General features: G+C 74.6%; 20 protein-coding genes and 1 pseudogene. 8 read left to right on the plus strand and 13 right to left on the minus strand.

Features of this window, described 5'->3' with window-relative positions; all coding sequences use genetic code 11:
• A pseudogene (locus AB0B41_RS27250) lies at nt 1-1,680 on the plus strand (hypothetical protein); the annotation flags it as partial.
• Nucleotides 1,681-1,746: 66 nt separating this feature from the next.
• Here the strand turns inward: AB0B41_RS27250 and AB0B41_RS27255 are convergent.
• Nucleotides 1,747-3,165 (minus strand): FGGY family carbohydrate kinase, encoded by a 1,419-nt coding sequence (locus tag AB0B41_RS27255; protein WP_358208212.1) that lies wholly within the window; start codon nt 3,163-3,165, stop codon nt 1,747-1,749.
• Between the two features lie 52 nt (nt 3,166-3,217).
• Here AB0B41_RS27255 and AB0B41_RS27260 point away from each other — a divergent pair, with 52 nt between their 5' ends.
• A complete protein-coding gene (locus AB0B41_RS27260; RefSeq protein WP_358208214.1) occupies nt 3,218-3,988 on the plus strand; it encodes an NAD(P)-dependent oxidoreductase in 771 nt (256 codons plus the stop codon).
• 104 nt (nt 3,989-4,092) lie between these two features.
• On the opposite strand, the gene dgt is transcribed toward AB0B41_RS27260, so the two are convergent.
• From dgt to AB0B41_RS27275, 3 genes are all read right to left on the minus strand, one after another.
• The gene (dgt, locus tag AB0B41_RS27265) at nt 4,093-5,589 is read right to left on the minus strand and encodes a dGTP triphosphohydrolase (protein WP_358208216.1); all 1,497 of its coding nucleotides are present in this window, start codon (nt 5,587-5,589) and stop codon (nt 4,093-4,095) included.
• A 129-nt stretch (nt 5,590-5,718) separates the two neighbouring features.
• Nucleotides 5,719-6,888, minus strand: a complete 1,170-nt coding sequence (locus AB0B41_RS27270) for an MFS transporter (RefSeq protein ID WP_358208218.1) — start codon at nt 6,886-6,888, stop codon at nt 5,719-5,721.
• Nucleotides 6,882-7,172 carry an MFS transporter gene (locus tag AB0B41_RS27275; RefSeq protein ID WP_358208220.1) on the minus strand — a complete coding sequence of 97 codons (291 nt, stop codon included), beginning with the start codon at nt 7,170-7,172 and terminating at the stop codon, nt 6,882-6,884. The genes AB0B41_RS27270 and AB0B41_RS27275 overlap by 7 nt, the downstream gene beginning before the upstream one ends.
• A 78-nt stretch (nt 7,173-7,250) precedes the next feature.
• On the opposite strand from AB0B41_RS27275, the gene AB0B41_RS27280 reads away from it, so the two are divergent.
• Complete coding sequence (locus tag AB0B41_RS27280; RefSeq protein WP_358208222.1) at nt 7,251-8,207, plus strand: AsnC family transcriptional regulator; 957 nt, start codon at nt 7,251-7,253, stop codon at nt 8,205-8,207.
• Nucleotides 8,208-8,231: 24 nt separating this feature from the next.
• Here AB0B41_RS27280 and AB0B41_RS27285 read toward each other — a convergent pair whose 3' ends face one another.
• A complete protein-coding gene (locus AB0B41_RS27285) occupies nt 8,232-9,665 on the minus strand; it encodes a cytochrome P450 (RefSeq protein WP_358208285.1) in 1,434 nt (477 codons plus the stop codon).
• A gap of 140 nt (nt 9,666-9,805) precedes the next feature.
• Between AB0B41_RS27285 and AB0B41_RS27290 the strand changes: the two genes are divergently transcribed.
• Nucleotides 9,806-10,384: a TetR family transcriptional regulator gene (locus AB0B41_RS27290; protein ID WP_358208224.1), complete on the plus strand. Its 579-nt coding sequence runs from the start codon at nt 9,806-9,808 to the stop codon at nt 10,382-10,384.
• Between the two features lie 36 nt (nt 10,385-10,420).
• Here AB0B41_RS27290 and AB0B41_RS27295 read toward each other — a convergent pair whose 3' ends face one another.
• The 5 genes from AB0B41_RS27295 to AB0B41_RS27315 form a co-directional block, all read right to left on the minus strand.
• Nucleotides 10,421-11,248 (minus strand): ABC transporter permease, encoded by an 828-nt coding sequence (locus AB0B41_RS27295; RefSeq protein ID WP_358208226.1) that lies wholly within the window; start codon nt 11,246-11,248, stop codon nt 10,421-10,423.
• Entirely contained in the window at nt 11,208-12,032 is an 825-nt protein-coding gene (locus tag AB0B41_RS27300) for an ATP-binding cassette domain-containing protein (RefSeq protein ID WP_358208228.1), read from the minus strand. The genes AB0B41_RS27295 and AB0B41_RS27300 overlap by 41 nt, the downstream gene beginning before the upstream one ends.
• Nucleotides 12,029-12,493: a MarR family winged helix-turn-helix transcriptional regulator gene (locus AB0B41_RS27305; protein WP_358208230.1), complete on the minus strand. Its 465-nt coding sequence runs from the start codon at nt 12,491-12,493 to the stop codon at nt 12,029-12,031. The genes AB0B41_RS27300 and AB0B41_RS27305 overlap by 4 nt, the downstream gene beginning before the upstream one ends.
• A gap of 119 nt (nt 12,494-12,612) precedes the next feature.
• Nucleotides 12,613-13,338 carry an SRPBCC family protein gene (locus AB0B41_RS27310; RefSeq protein WP_358208232.1) on the minus strand — a complete coding sequence of 242 codons (726 nt, stop codon included), beginning with the start codon at nt 13,336-13,338 and terminating at the stop codon, nt 12,613-12,615.
• On the minus strand, nt 13,335-13,661 hold the full coding sequence (locus AB0B41_RS27315) for a metalloregulator ArsR/SmtB family transcription factor (RefSeq protein ID WP_358208234.1): 327 nt from the start codon (nt 13,659-13,661) through the stop codon (nt 13,335-13,337). The genes AB0B41_RS27310 and AB0B41_RS27315 overlap by 4 nt, the downstream gene beginning before the upstream one ends.
• An 81-nt stretch (nt 13,662-13,742) precedes the next feature.
• Between AB0B41_RS27315 and AB0B41_RS27320 the strand changes: the two genes are divergently transcribed.
• From AB0B41_RS27320 to AB0B41_RS27335, 4 genes are read left to right on the plus strand one after another with little or no spacing between them, the layout of a single operon-like run.
• Nucleotides 13,743-13,937 carry a hypothetical protein gene (locus AB0B41_RS27320; RefSeq protein ID WP_037050254.1) on the plus strand — a complete coding sequence of 65 codons (195 nt, stop codon included), beginning with the start codon at nt 13,743-13,745 and terminating at the stop codon, nt 13,935-13,937.
• A 53-nt stretch (nt 13,938-13,990) separates the two neighbouring features.
• Complete coding sequence (locus tag AB0B41_RS27325; protein ID WP_358208237.1) at nt 13,991-14,734, plus strand: SDR family oxidoreductase; 744 nt, start codon at nt 13,991-13,993, stop codon at nt 14,732-14,734.
• Nucleotides 14,731-15,417 (plus strand): helix-turn-helix domain-containing protein, encoded by a 687-nt coding sequence (locus tag AB0B41_RS27330; protein ID WP_358208239.1) that lies wholly within the window; start codon nt 14,731-14,733, stop codon nt 15,415-15,417. Before AB0B41_RS27325 ends, AB0B41_RS27330 begins: the two co-directional genes overlap by 4 nt.
• Nucleotides 15,414-16,463 carry a phosphotransferase family protein gene (locus tag AB0B41_RS27335; protein WP_358208241.1) on the plus strand — a complete coding sequence of 350 codons (1,050 nt, stop codon included), beginning with the start codon at nt 15,414-15,416 and terminating at the stop codon, nt 16,461-16,463. The genes AB0B41_RS27330 and AB0B41_RS27335 overlap by 4 nt, the downstream gene beginning before the upstream one ends.
• A gap of 7 nt (nt 16,464-16,470) precedes the next feature.
• Here the strand turns inward: AB0B41_RS27335 and AB0B41_RS27340 are convergent, their stop codons facing one another.
• Genes AB0B41_RS27340 through AB0B41_RS27350 form a run of 3 tightly spaced genes read right to left on the minus strand, consistent with a single transcriptional unit; the run spans nt 16,471 to nt 18,288 of the window.
• Entirely contained in the window at nt 16,471-16,977 is a 507-nt protein-coding gene (locus tag AB0B41_RS27340; RefSeq protein WP_358208243.1) for a gamma carbonic anhydrase family protein, read from the minus strand.
• A 10-nt stretch (nt 16,978-16,987) separates the two neighbouring features.
• Complete coding sequence (locus AB0B41_RS27345; protein ID WP_358208245.1) at nt 16,988-17,491, minus strand: O-acetyl-ADP-ribose deacetylase; 504 nt, start codon at nt 17,489-17,491, stop codon at nt 16,988-16,990.
• Nucleotides 17,488-18,288, minus strand: a complete 801-nt coding sequence (locus AB0B41_RS27350) for a 5-formyltetrahydrofolate cyclo-ligase (protein WP_358208247.1) — start codon at nt 18,286-18,288, stop codon at nt 17,488-17,490. Before AB0B41_RS27350 ends, AB0B41_RS27345 begins: the two co-directional genes overlap by 4 nt.
• Between the last annotated feature and the right edge of the window lie 5 nt (nt 18,289-18,293).

The raw sequence follows: 18,293 nt of genomic DNA on the forward strand, positions 1-18,293 counted from the left end.
CTCCGGCGCAGCACCGCCGCCTTGCGCGAGGCCCGAGACGGTCTCGACGTGCCGGCCGGCGACCTGGAGACCGCCGACGCGCCCCCGGTGGCCGAGGCGCAGCGGGCCTGGGAGAGCGCCGAGCGCGCCTACGCGCGGGAGGTCTCCGACTCCGCGCTGGTCGCGGCGGTCGTCGAGGCACGGCGGGCCGTCGACGTCCCGGCCCAGCAGGTGGCCGCCCTGCCCGCCGCCGTGCACGCGGCCGCGACCGCGCTGGCCGACGGGCCGGAGGCCGTCGACGCGGAGGCGCGCGCCGCCGCCGTCGCACGGGCCGAGGAGGCCGCGCAGGCCGCGGACGAGACCGTGGGTTCCGCCCGGTCCGCCGTCGGCCTGGCCGAGGCCGAGCTGGCCCGGCACCCCGCCGTCGTCGACCTGCCCGATCCCCCCGCCGACGCCGCCGGCGCGCTCGCCCTGGCGGCCGAGGCCGCGGAGGAGCACGCCGCGCACCGGGCCGCCACCGAGCGTGCCAGGACCGAGCACGAGAAGGCCGGCGGGCTGCGGGCCGAGGCGCGGGAGCGGGCGTCGGAGCTGGGCCATCAGGGGCAGCTGCTGGGCGTCGAGCCGCCCGCCGAGGACGGCACCGACACCGCCGCTCCTGGCGACGTGCTCCCGGAGGGCGCGATCTCGGTCGACGAGGCCACCGCCGAGGTGACCGCCGTCCGCGACCGTCTCGACGCCGCGGGGGCCGCGGTCCGCCGCGGCCGCGGCGCCGTCGAGAAGGTCGCCCGCGAGATCGTCCTGTGGTCCGCGGCGGATCGGTTCTCCGCGGTCAAGCCGGCGGTGCGGGACCGGTTCCGCGTCTCGGACGTGGCCGGCGAGCTCGGCCCGGAGGCCGACGGCCTCGCCGGCGAGCTGGAGACCTACGCCGCCAACCTGCGCAGCCGGCTGGAGGAGCTCGAGGAGCACAAGTCGGTCGTCGTCACGGCGATGACCGGCATGGTGCGCCAGGCGCTCAAGTCGCTCGCCCGCGCGCAGTCGCTGTCGGAGCTGCCGGAGAACCTCGGGGCGTGGGCCGGGCACCGGTTCCTCGACGTCGGGCCGCGGTCGGCCGTCGAGACCGCCGACGTCGTGGTCCGGGACCGGTGCGCCCGGCTCGTCGACCTGCTGACCTCGCGGGGCGCGGAGGTGCCGCGCGGCCAGGAGCTGCTGTGGCAGGCCACGAACGCGGTGGTCGGCGACGGGAACTGGAAGGCGCGGGTGCTCAAGCCCTCGACCGCGCTCGCCCTGGAGCGGGTGCCGGTGGAGCGGATGCGGAAGTGGTCCGGCGGCGAGAAGGTCACCATCTCGCTGCTGCTGTTCTGCATGGTCGCGAAGCTGCGCGCCACCAGCCGCGGGCGGGACCTGCCGGGGCTGGGCGCGCTGCCGCTCGACAACCCGTTGGGCAAGGCCAACTACGTGGTCTTCCTGGACCTGCAGCGCAAGGTCGCCGCCGCCAACGGCGTGCAGCTCATCTTCCTGACAGGGGTGGGGGACATGAAGGCGGTCGGCCGCTTCCCGAACATCATCCGGTTGCGCAACACGGCCAACCGCGGCCGCGAGTACGTCCGGGTGGCCGACCGCACGCAGGCGGGGGAGGACCCGGCGGGCGCGGTCGACGTCACGCGCATCCACCGCGACGACCCGGTGCTCACCCTGCTGTAGCGCTCGTGATCCACGTCCGGGCAGGAGAAGCCTCGGAAATCGGCGGTTCCGCTGCCGGGATGTGGATCATGGTCGACGGGGGAGGTACTTCTCCGCCGCCTCGCGGTAGCGCTCCGCCAGCCCGTCGGTGAGGTCGCCCTCGTAGCGCTCCGAGGTCCCGCCCGCCCAGGACGGGGGCTCGGCGCCGCCGGAGAGCACCCAGGCGGCCTGGCGGGCGGCGCCGTCGGCCACGTACTCGCCGGGTTCCGGCACCACGACCGGCACGCCGAAGACCGTCGGGGCGATGCGTCGCACCGCCTCGGAGCGGGCCGCGCCGCCGATCAGCATGATCTCGTGCGCGTGCACGCCGACCGCGGCCAGCGCGTCGACCCCCGCCTTCTGCCCGGACAGCATCCCCTCGATCGCGGCGCGGGCCAGGTTGGCGGGCGTGGCGTTGGCCAGCGTCATGCCGTGGATCGCGCCGGTGGAGTCCGGCAGGTTGGGCGTGCGCTCACCCTCCAGATACGGCACGAGCGTGAGGCCCTCGGCGCCCGGCGGGGCGGAGAGGGCGAGCCGGGAGAGCTCGGCGTGGTCGACGCCGAGGAGGCGGGCCGCCGCGTCGATCACCCGGGCGGCGTTGAGCGTGACCACCAGCGGCAGGAAGGCGCCGGTGGCGTCGGCGAACCCGGCGATCGTGCCGGTCGGGTCCGTGCCCTGCCGGTCGCCGCGGGCCGAGACCACGCCGGAGGTGCCCAGCGAGACCACGACGTCGTCGCCGGCCCCGAGCCCGAGCGCGGCCCCCGCGTTGTCCCCGGCGCCGGGGCCGAGCCGGAACCCCGGGCCCTCGACCGACTCGGTGGGGCCGAGCACCCGGGGGAGGACGACGTCGTCGCGGCCGAGGCCGAGCCGCAGCAGGTCGCGGCGGTACTCGCCGGAGGAGGCGTCGAAGTAGCCGGTGCCGGAGGCGTCGGACCGGTCGGTGACCAGCGCGTCGAGACCCGGAGCGCCGCGCCGATGGTCGGCTCCGCCTCCGGCGAGCTGCCAGGTCAGCCAGTCGTGCGGGAGACAGACGGCGGCGGTGCGGGCGGCGTTCGCGGGCTCGTGCTCGGCGAGCCAGCGCAGCTTGGTCACGGTGATCGAGGCGACGGGGACGGTGCCGGTCGCGTCGGCCCACGCCTGCGCGCCCAGCTCCTCGACGAGCGCGGCGGCGGCGGGAGCCGAGCGGGTGTCGTTCCACAGCAGGGCGGGCCGGACGACCTCGCCGGTCTCGTCGAGGCACACCATCCCGTGCTGCTGCCCGGCGACGCTCACGGCCGCGACGTCCGCGAGCCCGCCGGCCTCGTCGAGGGCCTGCTGAAGGGCCGCCCACCAGTGCTTCGGCTCGATCTCGGTCCCGTCGGGGTGCGCAGCCCGGCCGGAGCGGACCAGCTCCCCGGACTCCGCGTCGCGGACGACGACCTTGCAGGACTGCGTCGACGAGTCGACGCCGGCGACGAGCTCACCCATGCCGCCCACCCTGCCCTGCGCGACCCCTCCCGCGCGAGGGCAGGATCACGGCGTGCAGCGAGTACTGATCACGGGAGCCGCCGGACGGATCGGGCGGATGCTCCGGGCGCGGATGCCGCGCCCCGGCCGCGAGTTACGGCTGCTCGACCGCGTGCCGGTCGACGAGCCCGGTGCGATCACCGCCGACGTCGCCGACCTGGCCGCGATGGTGGCCGCCTGCGAGGGCGTCGACGCCGTCGTGCACCTCGGCGGGATCTCCGGCGAGGCGGACTGGGCGTCGATCCGGGACGCGAACATCGAGGGCACGTACGCCGTCTTCGAGGCGGCGCGACGGGCCGGGGTCCGGCGGGTGGTCTACGCGTCGAGCAACCACGCCGTCGGGTTCGCGCACCAGCCGCACGACCCGGACCTCGAGATGCCCGATCATCTCAGCCCCCGCCCCGACACCTTCTACGGCGTGAGCAAGGTGCTCGGCGAGGCGCTCGGCAGCCTGTACCACGACCGGCACGGGCTCGACGTCGTCTGCCTGCGGATCGGCACCTGCGCCGACGAGCCCCACGACCTGCGCGGACTCTCCACCTGGCTCTCGCCGGACGACTGCGCCCGCCTTGTCGAGGCGGCCCTCGCGACGCCGTCGCCGGGCTTCCGGGTCGTCTGGGGCGTCTCGGCCAACACCCGCCGGGTCTGGTCGCTCGACGGCGGCGCCGCGATCGGGTACGTGCCGCAGGACGACGCCGAGGTGTTCGCCGACCGGACCGGGCCCGGTGATCCGGCGAAGGACGAGGCGGGGCGCAGGTACGTCGGCGGGGCGTTCACCCTCTGACGTCGACCGGGATGTGCGACTCGGACGCCCGAACCTGCCGACTCGCGGGTCCTGAACTGCCGACTCGCGGGTTCAGAAGTGCCGACTCGCGGACCCCGGCGGGGTCAGAGGGCCATGGCGTCGGTCCAGAGCCGGGCGGAGCGGCCGGTGAGGACGTCGAGCAGCGCGCCCGCCTGCGCGTCCGTCAGCGAGGCGACGTAGTCGATCACCGCCCGGCCGCGGGCGAGGTCGCCGACCTGCGCCGCCTTCACCACGCCCTCCTCCGCGAGCGCGGCGTACTCGCCGCGGGCCAGCTCGACGAGGTCGTGCAGGCGCGGCGGGAGGCCGGGCGCAGCGCTGACAGCCCCGCCCGCCCGGCCGTCGGCCAGCCAGTCGTGCAGCGCCCCGACCAGCCCGGTGACGACGGTGGCCTGGCCGCGCTGGTGCGAGGCCAGGTCGGCGCGGCGCAGGACGAACTGCTGGTGCACGAACTTCAGCACCGCCACCTCGTGCCACTGCGCCTCGCCGAGCGCCACGTGCGCCGCGCGGACCGGCGGCTCCTCGAGCACCCGGATGCCACCGACCAGCCGCGAGGTCCAGCGCGCGGAGAACTCGGCGACGGCCCGCTCGGCGGCCATGGACCCGTCGAAGGGCACGGCGAGCAGGCCGTCGACCAGCTCCGCCCGCACCCGCGACACGGCGGCGGCGAAGGCGTCGTCGGAGTAGACCCAGTCGTCGCGCTCGGCGAGCCGGCGGCGCAGGCGCTCCAGCGCGGCACCGGGCCCGGCGGTCGGGCCGGGCTCGGCCGACCGCTCCCAGCCGCGCAGCTCGGAGGCCACCCCGGCCTGCTGGAGCACGCCGACCCGGTGGAAGTCCTCGACGTCGTGGATGGCGTAGGCGATGTCGTCAGCCATGTCCATCACCGCGGCCTCGACCGTCTGCTGCCACGGCGTCACCGGGAACGGTGCCCGCGCCGCCCGCAGCTCGCCGAGCTCGGTCACGTAGGCGGAGAACTTGGCCGAGCCGGAGTCGGGCACACCCGGCAGCGGGCCGCCGCCGCGGGGCGGCAGCTCGGCCTCGCTCGGGTGCGGGTCCGGGTGGCCGCGGCGCGCCCACGGGTACTTGAGGACGGCGGCGCGCACCGCCGCCGTCAGGCCGAGACCGGTGCGCCCGGGGCCGTGCAGGTCGATCGTGGTGACGATCCGGAAGCTCTGCGCGTTGCCCTCGAAGCCGTCGGTGAGGCCGAGCCGCTCGCGGGCGAGCCGGTCGAGCACCTGCTCGCCGAGGTGCCCGAAGGGCGGGTGGCCGAGATCGTGGGCCAGCGCGGCGGCCTCGACGACGTCCGGGTCGCAGCCGCCGAGCTTGTCGACCACCGGTCCGGACTCCTCGCCCAGCCGCTCGGCGATCGCCCGGGCGACCTGCGCGACCTGCAACGAGTGCGTGAGCCGGTTGTGCAGCAGCAGCCCGGCCCCGTTGGGGCTCACCACCTGCGTGACGCCGGCGAGGCGGGCGAAGAAGGGCGACGCGGCGATCCGGTCCCGATCCACGCGGAACGGCGAGCCCGCCAGCCCCGCACCCGTCTCCGCCGCGCCGGCCGCGCGCTCCTCCCGGCCCTCACTCATGCGCAGGAGGCTACTGATCCCGTTCGCACCACGGATCCACAACGCCTCGGGGGAGCGCTGCCTGGCGCAGTATGGATCCATCACGCCTCGGGGACCGGAGACTCGGTGCGTCATGGATCCATACTGCGGTCACGCCCTCGCCGGGACCGCCGCCTCGGGCGCGTGGGCGCGGGCCGCGGGGCGGACGAGCCAGAGCACCAGCAGCCCGCCGACCACCCCGGCCGCCCCGGCGACGAGGTACCCGGCGTGCAGCCCCGCGGCGACTGCCTCGCGGACCTCGTCGACCCGCAGCGCCTGCCCCGCGGCGACGGCCTCGACCAGCCCCGGGTCGGAGACGTGCCCCTCGACGGTGTCCCGGAAGACCAGCCCGAGCACGGCGACGCCGAGGGCGTACCCCAGCTGCCGCGCGGTGTTCAGCGTCCCGGCGACCATCCCGCCGAGCTGCGGCGGTGCGGCCGACATCGCGGCCGCGGTGAGCGTGGGGATCGCGAGCCCCACCCCGATCCCGACGACGGCGAGCCCGGGCAACAGCCCGAGCGCCCCGGAGTCCGCGCCCACCACCGACTGCAGGCCGGATCCCAGGCCGATCAGCACCAGGCCGATCCCGACCGTCCAGCGCGGGGAGGCGCCCTGCAGCGCCCGGCCCGCGACCGCCGAGACCAGGAAGGAACAGACCGCCATCGGCAGCAGCGCCACGCCCGCGGCGATCGGGGACAGCCCGAGCACGCCCTGCAGCCAGACCGAGGTGTAGGCGAGGATCGCGAAGGCCGCGGCCATGAGCACCAGCCCGGCGGTGATCGTCGCCGAGAAGGAGGCGGACCGGAAGAGCCGCAGGTCCAGCAGCGGGTGCTCGACCTTGCGCTCGATGACGAGGAACACCGCCAGGGCGACCGCGACCAGCACGAGGAGGGCGACGGTCCCGGGCGCGGTCCAGCCGTCGTCGCCCGCCCGGATCAGGCCGTAGGTGAGCGCGCCGGCGACGACGGTGAAGGCGAGGAGGCTGGGCACGTCGAGCCGGACGCCGGGGCGCCGGGTCTCGGCGCACACGGCGAGCGTCAGCGCGATCGTCAGGACCGTCACCGGCAGGTTGACCAGGAAGATCCAGCGCCAGCCGGCGTGCTCGGTGAGCAGCCCGCCGACCAGCGGGCCCAGCGCGGAGCCGGCCCCGTTCGTCGCGCCCCACACCCCGAACGCGACGCCACGGTCGCGGCCGGAGTAGGTCGCGTTGAGCATGGCCGTGGTCGTCGCGAACATGAGCGCGCCGCCGATGCCCTGCAGGCCCCGGGCCGTGATCAGCACGGGCGCGTGGGCGCGAGCCCGCAGGCCAGCGAGCCGAGGGCGAACAGGGCCAGGCCGGCGACGTAGGCGCGCCGCCGGCCGACGATGTCGGCCACCGACCCCGCGCCGAGCAGCAGCGCGGCGAGCACGAGGGCGTAGACGTCGAGGACCCACTGCAGGCTGGTGAACGACGCCTGCAGGTCCGCTGCCATGTCGGGCAGCGCGACCGTCACGATCGTGACGTCGAGCAGCAGCATGAAGGAACCGAGACAGATGGCCACGAGCGGCCACCACCGAGAGCGCATGCGACGAGGATCCGGCCCGCACGCTCGGAATCGCACTCAGATCTGCGATGATGCGGAGTTCCGACACGGGAGGCCCGGGTGACGCCCGAAATCGACGACCTGGACCGCCGGATCATGCACGCGTTGAACATCGACGGCCGGGCCGCGTTCGCCCGCGTCGGCGAGGTCCTCGGGGTGTCGGACCGGACGGTCGCCCGGCGCTGGGCCCGGATGCGGGAGGCGGACCGGGTGCGGCTCGTCGGCGCCGTCGGCGGGGCGGGGCTCGGGGGCGCGCAGTGGATCATCCGGATGCGGTGCCGGCCGGGGAGCGCCGAGGACGTGGCGCACGCGCTCGCCCGCCGCGAGGACACCCGCTGGGTGCAGCTGCTCTCCGGGGGCACCGAGATCAGCGCCAGCGTGCAGGCGTGGTCGGCCGAGGAGCGCGACGAGCTGATCCTGCAGCGACTGCAGCGCACCGCCCAGATCCAGTCGGTGACCGCGCACAGCATCCTGCACGTCTTCGGGGGCGGGCCGGACGTCTTCCACGCCGTCGACGTGCTGACCCCGGACGAGATCGCCGCGCTGCGCCCGGTGTTCCGCACGAACCCCGCCGCCGGGATCGCGGACGCGGACCGGCCCCTGCTGCGGGTGCTCAACCGAGACGGGCGCGCGCCCTACGCCGAGCTGGCCGCGGCCACCGGCTGGTCGGAGTCGACGGTCGCGCGCCGGATCGAGGCGCTGCGGGCCGCCGGCCTGCTGTTCTTCGACTTCGACGTCGACGACCGGCTGCTCGGCTTCCACGCCCACACCCGGATGTGGCTCACCGTGCCGCCCGCGCACCTGCCGGAGGCGGGCCGGGCGATCGCGGCGCACCCGGAGGTCGCGTTCTGCGCGGCGACCACCGGCCGGGCCAACCTCACGGTGTCCGTGGTCTGCCGGGACGAGGCCGACCTCTTCCGCTACCTGACCGAGCGGGTCGGGGCGCTGCCGAACATCGGCGACGTGGAGACCGGTCCGATCATGCGGACGGTCAAGCGGGCCGGCGCCTACCCGTGAGCGCGCACGAGCGGCGGCGCCGCGTCACAGCCGGTGCAGCCGCATCGGGATGCCGCCGACGGGGACGGGCAGCGAGGTGTTGTCCCAGCGCAGCGTGTAGCCGGGCTCGATCTCCCAGCGGTAGGTCCGCAGCATCTCGTGCAGGATCGCGGTGACCTCGTACGTGCCGAAGTGCAGGCCGATGCACTTGTGCACACCGCCGCCGAACGGGATCCACGCGTCGCGGTCCGACCGGTCCTCGCGGCGCGCCTCGGAGAACCGGTCCGGGTCGAAGGTCTCCGGGTCGGTCCAGCACTCGGGGTCGTAGTGGTTGACCCCCTGCGCGACGACGACCCGGGTCCCCTTCGGGACGTGGTAGCCGGCGACCGCGGTGTCCTTGACCGCCGTACGCATCACGACCGGGACCGGGGCGTCCATCCGGAGCGCCTCCTTGATCACGAGGTCCAGCGTGGTCAGCGACTTGAGCGCGGCCACGTCCGGCGGCGTGTCGCCCAGCGCGAGCGACTCGTCGCGGGCCTTCTCCTGCCACTCCGGGTTGCGGGCCAGGTGGTAGGCGGCCGACGCCGTGGCGATGGTCGACGTGTCGTGCGCGGCCATCATCAGGAAGATCATGTGGTTGACGACGTCGTCGTCGGAGAACCGCTCGCCCTCCGGTGTCACGGCGTGGCAGAGAGCGGTGAACAGGTCGTCGCCGGTCCCGGCGCGCTTGGTCGGCAGGGCGTCGCGGAACCACTTCTCGAGCACGGCCCGGCCGTGTAGGCCCTTCTGCCAGCGCGTCCCCGGGATCGGGTACCGGACGAAGGAGTTGGCCGCCCGCACGCACGCGACGAAGGCGCGGTTGATCTCGTCGGCCTCCGGACCGCTGCGCGCGTCCATGAACACCCGGGTGGCGATGTCGAGGGTCATGCTCTTGAGCGTGGGGTAGAGCCGCAGCGAGTTCTCCCAGTTCGGCACGACGTCCCGGATCACGGGCACGGCCTCGTCGACGTAGGCCTTGATGCGGTCGGCGGTGAACGCCTCCTGCATGATCCGCCGGTGGGCGCGGTGCTCGTCGAAGTCCATGAGCATGAGCCCGCGGTGGAAGAACCGGTCGACCAGGACCCGCCAGCCCTCCTGCGAGAAGGCCTTGTCCCGGTTGGTCAGCACCTCGCGGGTCGCCGCCGCCCCGCCTACGACGATCGCGCGGCCGTTCGGGGTGCGCATCCACCAGACCGGGCCGTAGTGGCCGCTGCGGCGGCGGTTGAGGTCGGTGCCGAAGCGGACGTAGCCGAGCGCGTGCCCGAGCAGGGGTAGGCCCTCGTCGCCGGGCACCGGGCGCAGCCCCTCGGGCGCGGGGGCGAACGGGGTGCCGACGCCGCCGCCGGAGCGCTCGAGCAGGGCGCGGTCGACCTGCTCGGGCAGGGGCAGGGTCAGCACGGAGGAGAACCGCTCGCGAGCGCGCCGGGGGAGCGACCCCAGTCCCGCACCGACCTGCTGCACCTGCTCGATCACCGTCACGTGAGTCTCCCTCGACCTCGGCTACCGTGCCGACGTTAGACACTGTGACCGATTGTGTCCACACGATTGACGAATCCGTCGTCGACGTCCAGGCTGACGCGATGGAACCGAGGTCGATGGCCCAGCGGGCGCGCGCCGGACTGCGCGGCGACGCGCTCGACGTGGCCGAGGAGCTCGTCGTCGACCGGGGGTTCCGGGCCTTCTCGATGCGCGACCTGGCCACGCGCGTCGGCGTGAGCCGGCAGACCCTCTACAACGAGTTCGGCGACCGCCGCGGCGTCGCGTCGGCGCTGGTCCTGCGCTCGACCGAGCGCTTCCTCGACGAGATCGAGCAGGCCCTGGCCGGCGAGGCCGACCTGCACGCGGCCTGGGTAGCGGCGGTGCGCGGGGCCCTGGCGCGGGCCGAGGACAACCCGCTGCTCAAGACGTTGCTGACCGGCGAGGAGGGCACGCCGGAGCTGTTCGGCACGGACAGCGAGCCGATCGTGGTGGCCGCGCGCGAGCGGGCTGCCGGCTACCTGCGGCGCCGCTGGCCCGAGCTCGATCCCGACGCCGTCGGGCTGGCCGCCGAGACCGCCGCACGCCTCACGGTGAGCCACATCGTGCTCCGGCTGGCCCCGGCCGACGTGGTCGCCGAGCAGGTCGCCACGGTAGTGGTGCGGATCTGCTGTGCGCGGTAAGTGGTGCTGGAGCACCACTTACCGCGCACGGGCGCGTCAGCGCGTGAGGCGGGGGAGCAGGGCGCTGGCGACCGTGATCATCACGGTGGCGGCGAGGACGAGCACGCCGAAGCAGAGGCTCAGCCGCGCCGGCGTCCCGATCAGCAGCCCGCGCAGTGCCTCCACCTCGTAGGACAGCGGGTTGACGTGGTTGACCCACTGCAGCCACGTCGGCATCAGCTCCACGGGGTAGAGCGCGTTCGACGCGAAGAACAGGGGCATCGTGATCGCCTGCCCGATGCCCATCAGCCGGTCCCGGGACAGCACCAGCCCGGCGATCGTGATCGACAGGCAGCAGAAGAACGCCGAGCCGAGCATCAGCGCCACGACCACGCCCAGCAGCTTCAGCGGGTTCGCGGTCAGGGACACGCCGAGGACCAGCGCCAGCAGCAGCACGACCACGGCCTGCGCCACCGCGCGTACCCCGGCCGCGAATGCCTTGGCCGCGACGAGGGCGACCCGCGGCGTCGGCGTGACCAGCAGCTTGGCCAGCACGCCGGCGTCGCGTTCCCAGATGATCTGGATGCCGTAGAAGATCGCGATGAACAGCGCGGACTGGGCGAGGATCCCCGGGGCGAGGAAGTCCAGGTAGGGCGTGTTCCCGGTCGGGATCGCGTGGATGTTGGTGAAGACCTGGCCGAAGACGAGCAGCCACAGCGCCGGCTGCACGGCGCGGGTGACCAGCTCGGTCCGGTCGTGGCGGAGCTTCTGCAGCTCCACCAGGCACATCGTGGCGACGCGCGAGACCGCGGTCCGGACGAGCGCGACCGGACCCGGCTCGGCCTCAGCCCAGGCGGCCGGCGGTGCGGCGAGCGGCGCGGACATCGCGGATCCCTCCCTTGTCGTCCGTCAGGGTGTCGCCGGTGTGGTGGCGGAAGACGTCGTCGAGCGTCGCGTCCGGCCCGATCGCGCTCTTCAGCTCCCCGGGCGTGCCGAGCGCGCGGACGCGGCCGCGGTGCATCAGCGCGATCCGCTCGCAGTGCTCGTCGGCCTCCTGCATGGCGTGCGTGGTGACCAGCACCGTCATCCCGGTCTCGGCGCGGGTGCGGGCGATCCGCTCCCACACGCCGTCGCGCGCGACGGGGTCCAGGCCGACCGTCGGCTCGTCGAGCACCAGCAGCTGCGGGGCGCTGACCAGCGCCTGTGCCAGCTCGAGCCGGCGCACCATGCCGCCGGAGTAGGTCTTGACGGGCCGGTCCGCGGCCTCGACCAGGTCCATCGCCTCGAGCACGCCCTCGACCTGGGCCTTCCGCGCGCGGCGCGGGACGTCGAACAGCCGGGCGAACAGTATGACGTTCTCCCGCCCGGTGAGCGTGCCGTCCGCGGACAGCTGCTGCGGGACGTACCCGATCAGCCGTCGGACCTGGGTCTTCTGCCGCGCGACGTCGCGGCCCAGCACGGTGACCGCGCCGGGCGGGGCGGGCAGGAGGGTGGTGATCGACCGGATCGTGGTGGTCTTGCCGGCGCCGTTGGGGCCGAGCAGGCCGAAGACCTCGCCGCGGTGGACCTCGAGGTCGAGGCCGTCGACCGCGACGGTGTCGCCGAAGGCCTGGCGCAGCCCGGTGCAGCGGACGGCGGGGGGATCGGAGCTCGTCGCCGGGCTGGTCACGGGGCCTCCGGATCGGATCGGTCCTCGAGGGTGGCGAGGAGGTGCTCCAGGGCCGGGAGCGCGGCGGTGATCGCGGCCCGATCGCCGGCGTCGAGCCGCGCGAGCGCGTCGTCGAGGAGCTCGCGGCGCGCGGCGCGGCGCAGGGCCAGGCGCTCGACGGCCGCGGGCGTGAGGAAGAGCCGGACGGCGCGGCGGTCGGCGGGGTCGGGCTCGCGGCGGAGCAGCTTGTCGTCGACGAGCTGGTTCACGAGCGTGCTCACCGAGTTGCCGGCGAGGTAGAGGGCGCGCGCGGCGGCGGCCACGCCGATCCCGGGCTCGGCGTCGACCTGCTGCAGGAGCTCCGCCTGGGCTCCGCGCAACGGCGGCTGTCCGAACCGGGCGCGCAGCCGCCGTCGGAGCACACGCCGCATCCCCACGACGACGCGGAGGACGTCGTCGGAGGTGGTGGTGGGTGCGATCACGGCTCCACGATAGCTCGCACTCAGAGCTGTTAGCAACGCTCACTATCACGAATGACGCACTCGGAGGCATGAGCGAGCGGCCCGTTCACGCACATCGAGTGAGCGAGAGTGCCGTTCGCTCAGCGTCGGAGAGGGGTGGCGGACAGTGTCGTGGCGATCTCCTGCACCCTCGCGCGCAGTGCTGCGGCGGCGTCCGCGACCGGGACGTCGAACGGGCCGGTGGCGACCGCGACGAGCCGGGCGCCGTGGCCCGTGCCCTCGACCAGCTCCCAGTGCACGGTCCCGCCGGCGAGGAGGGCCGGCTGCAGCAGTGGACGTGCGGCGTCGGCCGGGGCGGTGAGCTGCCGCTCGACCCGGACCGCGTCGCCGTCGATCACCGGCTCGTCGAGGGTGAACTCCCGGACGTAGTCCTCGTGCCGCGCCGTCATGTCGACCGTCGGCGCCGGATCCTCCCCGGCCAGCACCTGCGACAGCCCCTCGACGCAGGCCGACCAGCCCGTCGCGAAGCTGGCGGCGCCGTAGTGGTCGGTGAAGGCGTGGTGCAGGACCAGCAGCGACCCGCCGTCGGCCGGGCGGACCTCCCAGCGCAGGTGGTCGGTGTCGCCCCAGCTGAAGGCGAACAGCCGCGGCGGGTCCAGGTCGGTGACGACGCCGCGGGTGTCGCCGTCGTCGAACACGATCTCGCCGCCCTGCCGCAGGTCGAGCCGCACGGTCGACGGGAACCACTGCGCAAGGTGCTCCGGCGTGGTCAGCGCCCGCCACACCTTCTCCGGCGGGTGGGGGAGCGGTCGCTCCAGGCGGAGGACGGTGCGGCCGTCGCGCAGAGTGAGGCTGTCGGGGGTCACGGGCTCTCCTCGGGTGCGGAGTCGGGCATGCGGTCGAGCTCCCGTTCGAGGGCGTCGAACCGGCGGTTCCAGAAGCGGCGGTAGGGGGCGAGCCACGCGTCGAGCTCGGCGAGCGGCGCGGCCCGCAGGGCGTACCGGCGCCGTTGCGCGTCGGGCTGCACCTCGACCAGCCCGGCCTCCCGCAGCACCCGCAGGTGCTTGGACGTGCCCGGCTGGCTCAGACCCAGCTCGGCACCGATCTCGCCGACCAGGCGCGGGCGCTCCCGCAGCAGGTCGAGGATCCGGCGCCGGGTGGGCTCGGCGAGGACGGCGAACGGCAGCACGGGAGCAACGTACCGCCACGGTTATATAACTGGCAAGGCATGTACGAGCGTCAACGTCCGTGACCTGCCAGGCTCACACCCATGAGCGAGCAGCAGTGGTTCTTCTGCCTCAAGCACCACACCGTGGAAGGCCCGGAGGGCTGCCGGGCCGCCGACCGCCTCGGCCCGTACCCGGACAAGGAGACGGCCGCCCGGGCGCTCGAGATCGCGCGCGAGCGGACCGAGCAGGCCGACCGCGAGGACGAGGAATGGCGCGAACGGGGTTCCACGCGCTGATCACCGGCTAGGCTTCCCGTTCGGTGATGCAGGCGCATGAACGGAGGACGCCGATGGACAGCAAGGTTGCTGTCGTGACCGGGGGCAGCCGGGGCATGGGGCGCGAGATCTGCCGGGATCTCGCGCGCCGCGGCCACCGGGTGGTCGTGGCCAGCCGGAAGGCGGAGGCCTGCGAGGCCCTCGCCGCCGAGCTCCGCGAGGAGTTCGGGGTGCAGGCCCTCGGGATCGCCTGTCACGTCGGCCGCTGGGCGGACTGCGACGCCCTGATGGACCGCGTGCTCGACGAGTTCGGCCGGATCGACGTCCTGGTGAACAACGCCGGCATGTCGCCGCTCTACCCCTCCTTGGGCGAGGTGGGCGAGGACCTGTTCGACAAGGTGATCGGCGTGAACCTCAAGGGTCCGTTCCGGCTCGCCGTGCGCGCGGGCGAGGCGATGCAGAAGGGCGAGGGCGGGCAGATCGTCAACGTCAGCAGCATCGCCGCCGTCCAGCCGCAGCCCGGCGAGCTGCCCTACGCCACCGCGAAGGCCGCGCTCAACGCGATGACGCTCGGCCTGGCCCGCGCCTTCGGCCCGACGGTGCGGGTCAACGGCGTGATGCCCGGCATGTTCCGCACGGACATCAGCAAGGCGTGGGACGAGGAGATGTTCGCCAAGGGGGAGACGGCCGCACTCGGCCGGATCGGCGAGGCGGACGAGATCGTCGGTGCCGTGCGGTACCTCACCAGCCCCGACTCCAGCTTCACCACCGGGGCGATCCTCAAGGTCGACGGCGGCATGGCCTGGGCCCCGGCATGACCGACACCGACACCAGGACGGACGGCAGGGGCGACACGCGCTCCCGGCTGCTCGACGCCGCCGAGGCGCTCTTCGCCGAGCGGGGCAGCGAGTCGGTGTCGCTGCGCGAGATCGGCCGGGCGGCCGGGGCGCGCAACGTCATCGCCGCGCAGTACTGGTTCACCGACCGGGACGGCCTGCTCAAGGCGCTGATCGACCGGCACCGCCCCGAGATCGAGTCGGCCCGCCACGCCCTGCTCGACGAGTACGAGGCCGCCCTCGCCGCGGGCACCGCCGGCGACGCCGAGGCCCGGATCGCCGCGCTCGCGGGCGCCCTGGTCCGGCCGAGCGCCGTGAAGCTCGACCAGGGCGCGAGCGGCGCCGGCTACCTGCGCACCGTCGCGGACCTGCTCACCCGGCCCGAGCCGCAGACCGAACCGCTGGGCTACGACGTCGAGGGCGGCAGCATCCTGCGCTGGCGGGCGCTGCTGGAGCCCCTGCTCGATCCCGACGCCGTGGTGCTGCACCGGCGCTTCCACGTGATCCGGTTCGTCGACGTCGAGCTGGCCCAGCGGGCCCGGGCCCCCGGCCGCCGGGACCACCGGCTGTTCGTGAGCCAGCTCGTCGACTCCGCCGCCGGGCTGCTCAGCGCCCGGACCTCCGAGGAGACCCGGCGGCTGCGGGCCGAGCGGAGCGGCCGATGAGCGCCGTCGACACCGTCGACCTCGACGCGTTGGCCGGCTGGCTGCGCACCCAGGGCGTCGAGGGGACGATCGGGGAGGTCACGCCGCTGGCCGGCGGGACCCAGAACGTCGTGCTGCGGATCGAGCTCGACGGCCGCCCCGTCGTGCTGCGCCGCCCGCCCGAACACCCGCGCCCGACGAGCGACCGCACCATCGCGCGGGAGATCACCGTGCTGCGCGGCCTCGCCGGAACCGACGTCCCGCATCCCCGGCTGATCGCCGGCTGCGAGGACACCTCGGTGCTCGGCGTCGTCTTCTACCTGATGGAGCTGATCGACGGCGTCAACCCTGGCGAGGAGGTCACGCCCGAGCAGCGGGCGGACCCGGAGCTGCGGCACGGGCAGGGCCTGGCCATGGCCAGGGCGTTGTCCCGGCTCGGGGCGCTCGACCCCGCCGCGCAGGGGCTCGACGTGCTGCGCAAGCCCGGCAGCTTCCTGGCGAAGCAGGTGCCGCAGTGGCTGCGCCACCTCGAGGGCTACCGCGAGTTCCCGGACTGGGAGCCGGGCGGGCTGCCCGACGTCGAGCTGGTCGCGCGGTGGCTGGAGGAGCAGCGCCCGCCGGACGCCCCGCCCGGCGTGATGCACGGCGACTTCCACCTCAACAACGTGATGCTCGCGCGCACCGAGCCCGAGGTGGCGGCGATCGTCGACTGGGAGATGTGCACGGTCGGCGACCCGCTGCTGGACCTGGGCTGGCTGATGGTGACCTGGCCGCAGGAGCCGACGGCGACGGACATCGGCGGGCCGCTCGCCCGACTCGGCGGGCTGCCCACACGCAAGGAGCTGGTCGCGGCCTACGCCGACGCCGGGGGCCGGGAGCCGGTGCACGTCGACTGGTACACCGCGCTCGCCGGGTTCAAGCTCGGGATCGTCCTCGAGGGGACGTGGGCGCGGGCGAGCGCGGGCAAGGCGCCGCAGGAGACCGGGCAGCGCCTGCACGACCACGCCGTCGGCCTGCTCACCCTCGCGGGGCGGGTCGTGCGGGGGGAGTGGTCGGTCCTCGACTGAACCCGCGTCAGGTCGCCGCGCGATGGACGCCCGCGAGGTGCACGTAGGCGGCGGCGTTGAGGGCGATGCCCTTGCGCTCGTCCTCGCCCGTCTCCTTGCGCACCTTGCCCGGCACGCCCGCGACCAGCGAGTTCGGCGGGATCTCCGCGCCCTGGGTGATCACCGCGCCCGCGGCGACGATCGTGCCGGAGCCGATCCGCGCGCCGTTGAGCACCACGGCGCCCATGCCGATCAGCACGTCGTCCGCGATCGTGCAACCGTGCAGCACGGCCCGATGGCCCACGCTGACCCCGGAGCCGACGCTGACCGGGAACCCGGGGTCGGCGTGCACGACGGTGCCGTCCTGGATGTTGGAGCGGGCGCCGACCGTGATCGAGTCCATGTCGCCGCGCAGCACGCACGTGTACCAGACGCTCGCCTCGGCCCCGAGCCGCACGCGCCCGGCCAGCACCGCGCCGGGCGCCACCCACGCCTGCGGGTCCACCGACGGTGTCGCCCCCTCGATCGTGATCATGGAACTCCTCTCACACCTTCTCGAACGCGCGCAGGATCTCCGCGCTGAACAGCACGAACCGCGCCAGCTCGACCTGCGTGTCGGCCTCGCGCACGGTGGTCACGGCGATCCGCGCGGCGTCGGCGAGCGGCCAGCCGTAGATCCCCGCCGACACCGCCGGGAAGGCGACGGACCGGGCGCCGAGCTCGTCGGCCACCCGCAGCGACTCCCGGTACGCCGAGGCGAGCAGGTGCGAGCGGTCCTCCCGCTTCGCGTACACGGGCCCGACGGTGTGGATCACCCAGCGCGCGGGCATGTTCCCGGCCGTGGTGGCCACCGCCTGGCCGGTGGGCAGCCCGTCCGGGTAGCGCGTGGCCCGCAGCTCCCGGCACTCGGCGAGGATCGCGGGGCCGCCGGCGCGGTGGATCGCGCCGTCGACGCCCCCACCGCCGAGCAGCCCCGAGTTCGCCGCGTTGACGACGGCGTCGACCTCCTGGGTCGTGATGTCCCCCTGGACCAGCTCGATCCGGGTCACGAGGCACCTCCCTGGTTCCGTAGCCCCTGGTTCCGTAGCTTCGCCAGCAGCGGGATCGCCGCGATCTTCTCGTCGGTGAGCGACTCCCACCGCACTTCCCCGGTCGGCCGCGCGCCCCGCGCCGGCCGGCAGTCGATCACGCGATCCGGGGTGACGACGAGGTCGACCGGGATGTCGTGCGCCGTCGTCGGGATCACCCCGGCCGGGCGGACCTGCAGCTCGTGCACCGTGGTCACCACGACCGTCCGGTCGGAGATCAGCCCCGCCGCGCCGGCCAGCGCGAACTCCAGGTCGGCGAAGCCGCCGCCCTTGCCCAGCCGGGCGCCGTCCTCGCCGACGGCGACGCAGCCCGTCACGACGAGGTCGACGGGGTCCAGGTCGTCGACGGCCACCCGGCGGGCCGAGCGGGTCGCGTTCTTGATCGACACCGCGCGCCGGGGCGGGTCGGCCAGGTGCTCGGGGTCGAGCAGGAAGAACGGGTCCTCCTCGGCGAGCTTCGGCACCGCCATGTAGAGCGTCTTGCCGTCCTCGAGGGCGCGCTGCCGGACCGGGAGCTGCGCGGAGTCCGGGTTCGACTTGACCGCCCGCGCCTTCTCCCACTCGGGCAGCGAGCGCAGGAGCTCGGCGGCCTTCTCCGCCCCGGTGAAGTTGGAGATCCGGTTGCGGGCGCCGGGGAAGCGCGCGACCTTCGCCTCGGTCAGCGCGGTCCAGACCTCCTCGCGCAGCGCCGCCTTGGCGTCGAGGAGGGCGCGGTCGCCGCCCGCGTCGTGATCGTGCCGCCGGGGCGTCCGTGCCATGGGCC

This window comes from Pseudonocardia sp. NPDC049154, from assembly GCF_040648315.1.
In the GTDB taxonomy this organism is placed as follows: domain Bacteria; phylum Actinomycetota; class Actinomycetes; order Mycobacteriales; family Pseudonocardiaceae; genus Pseudonocardia.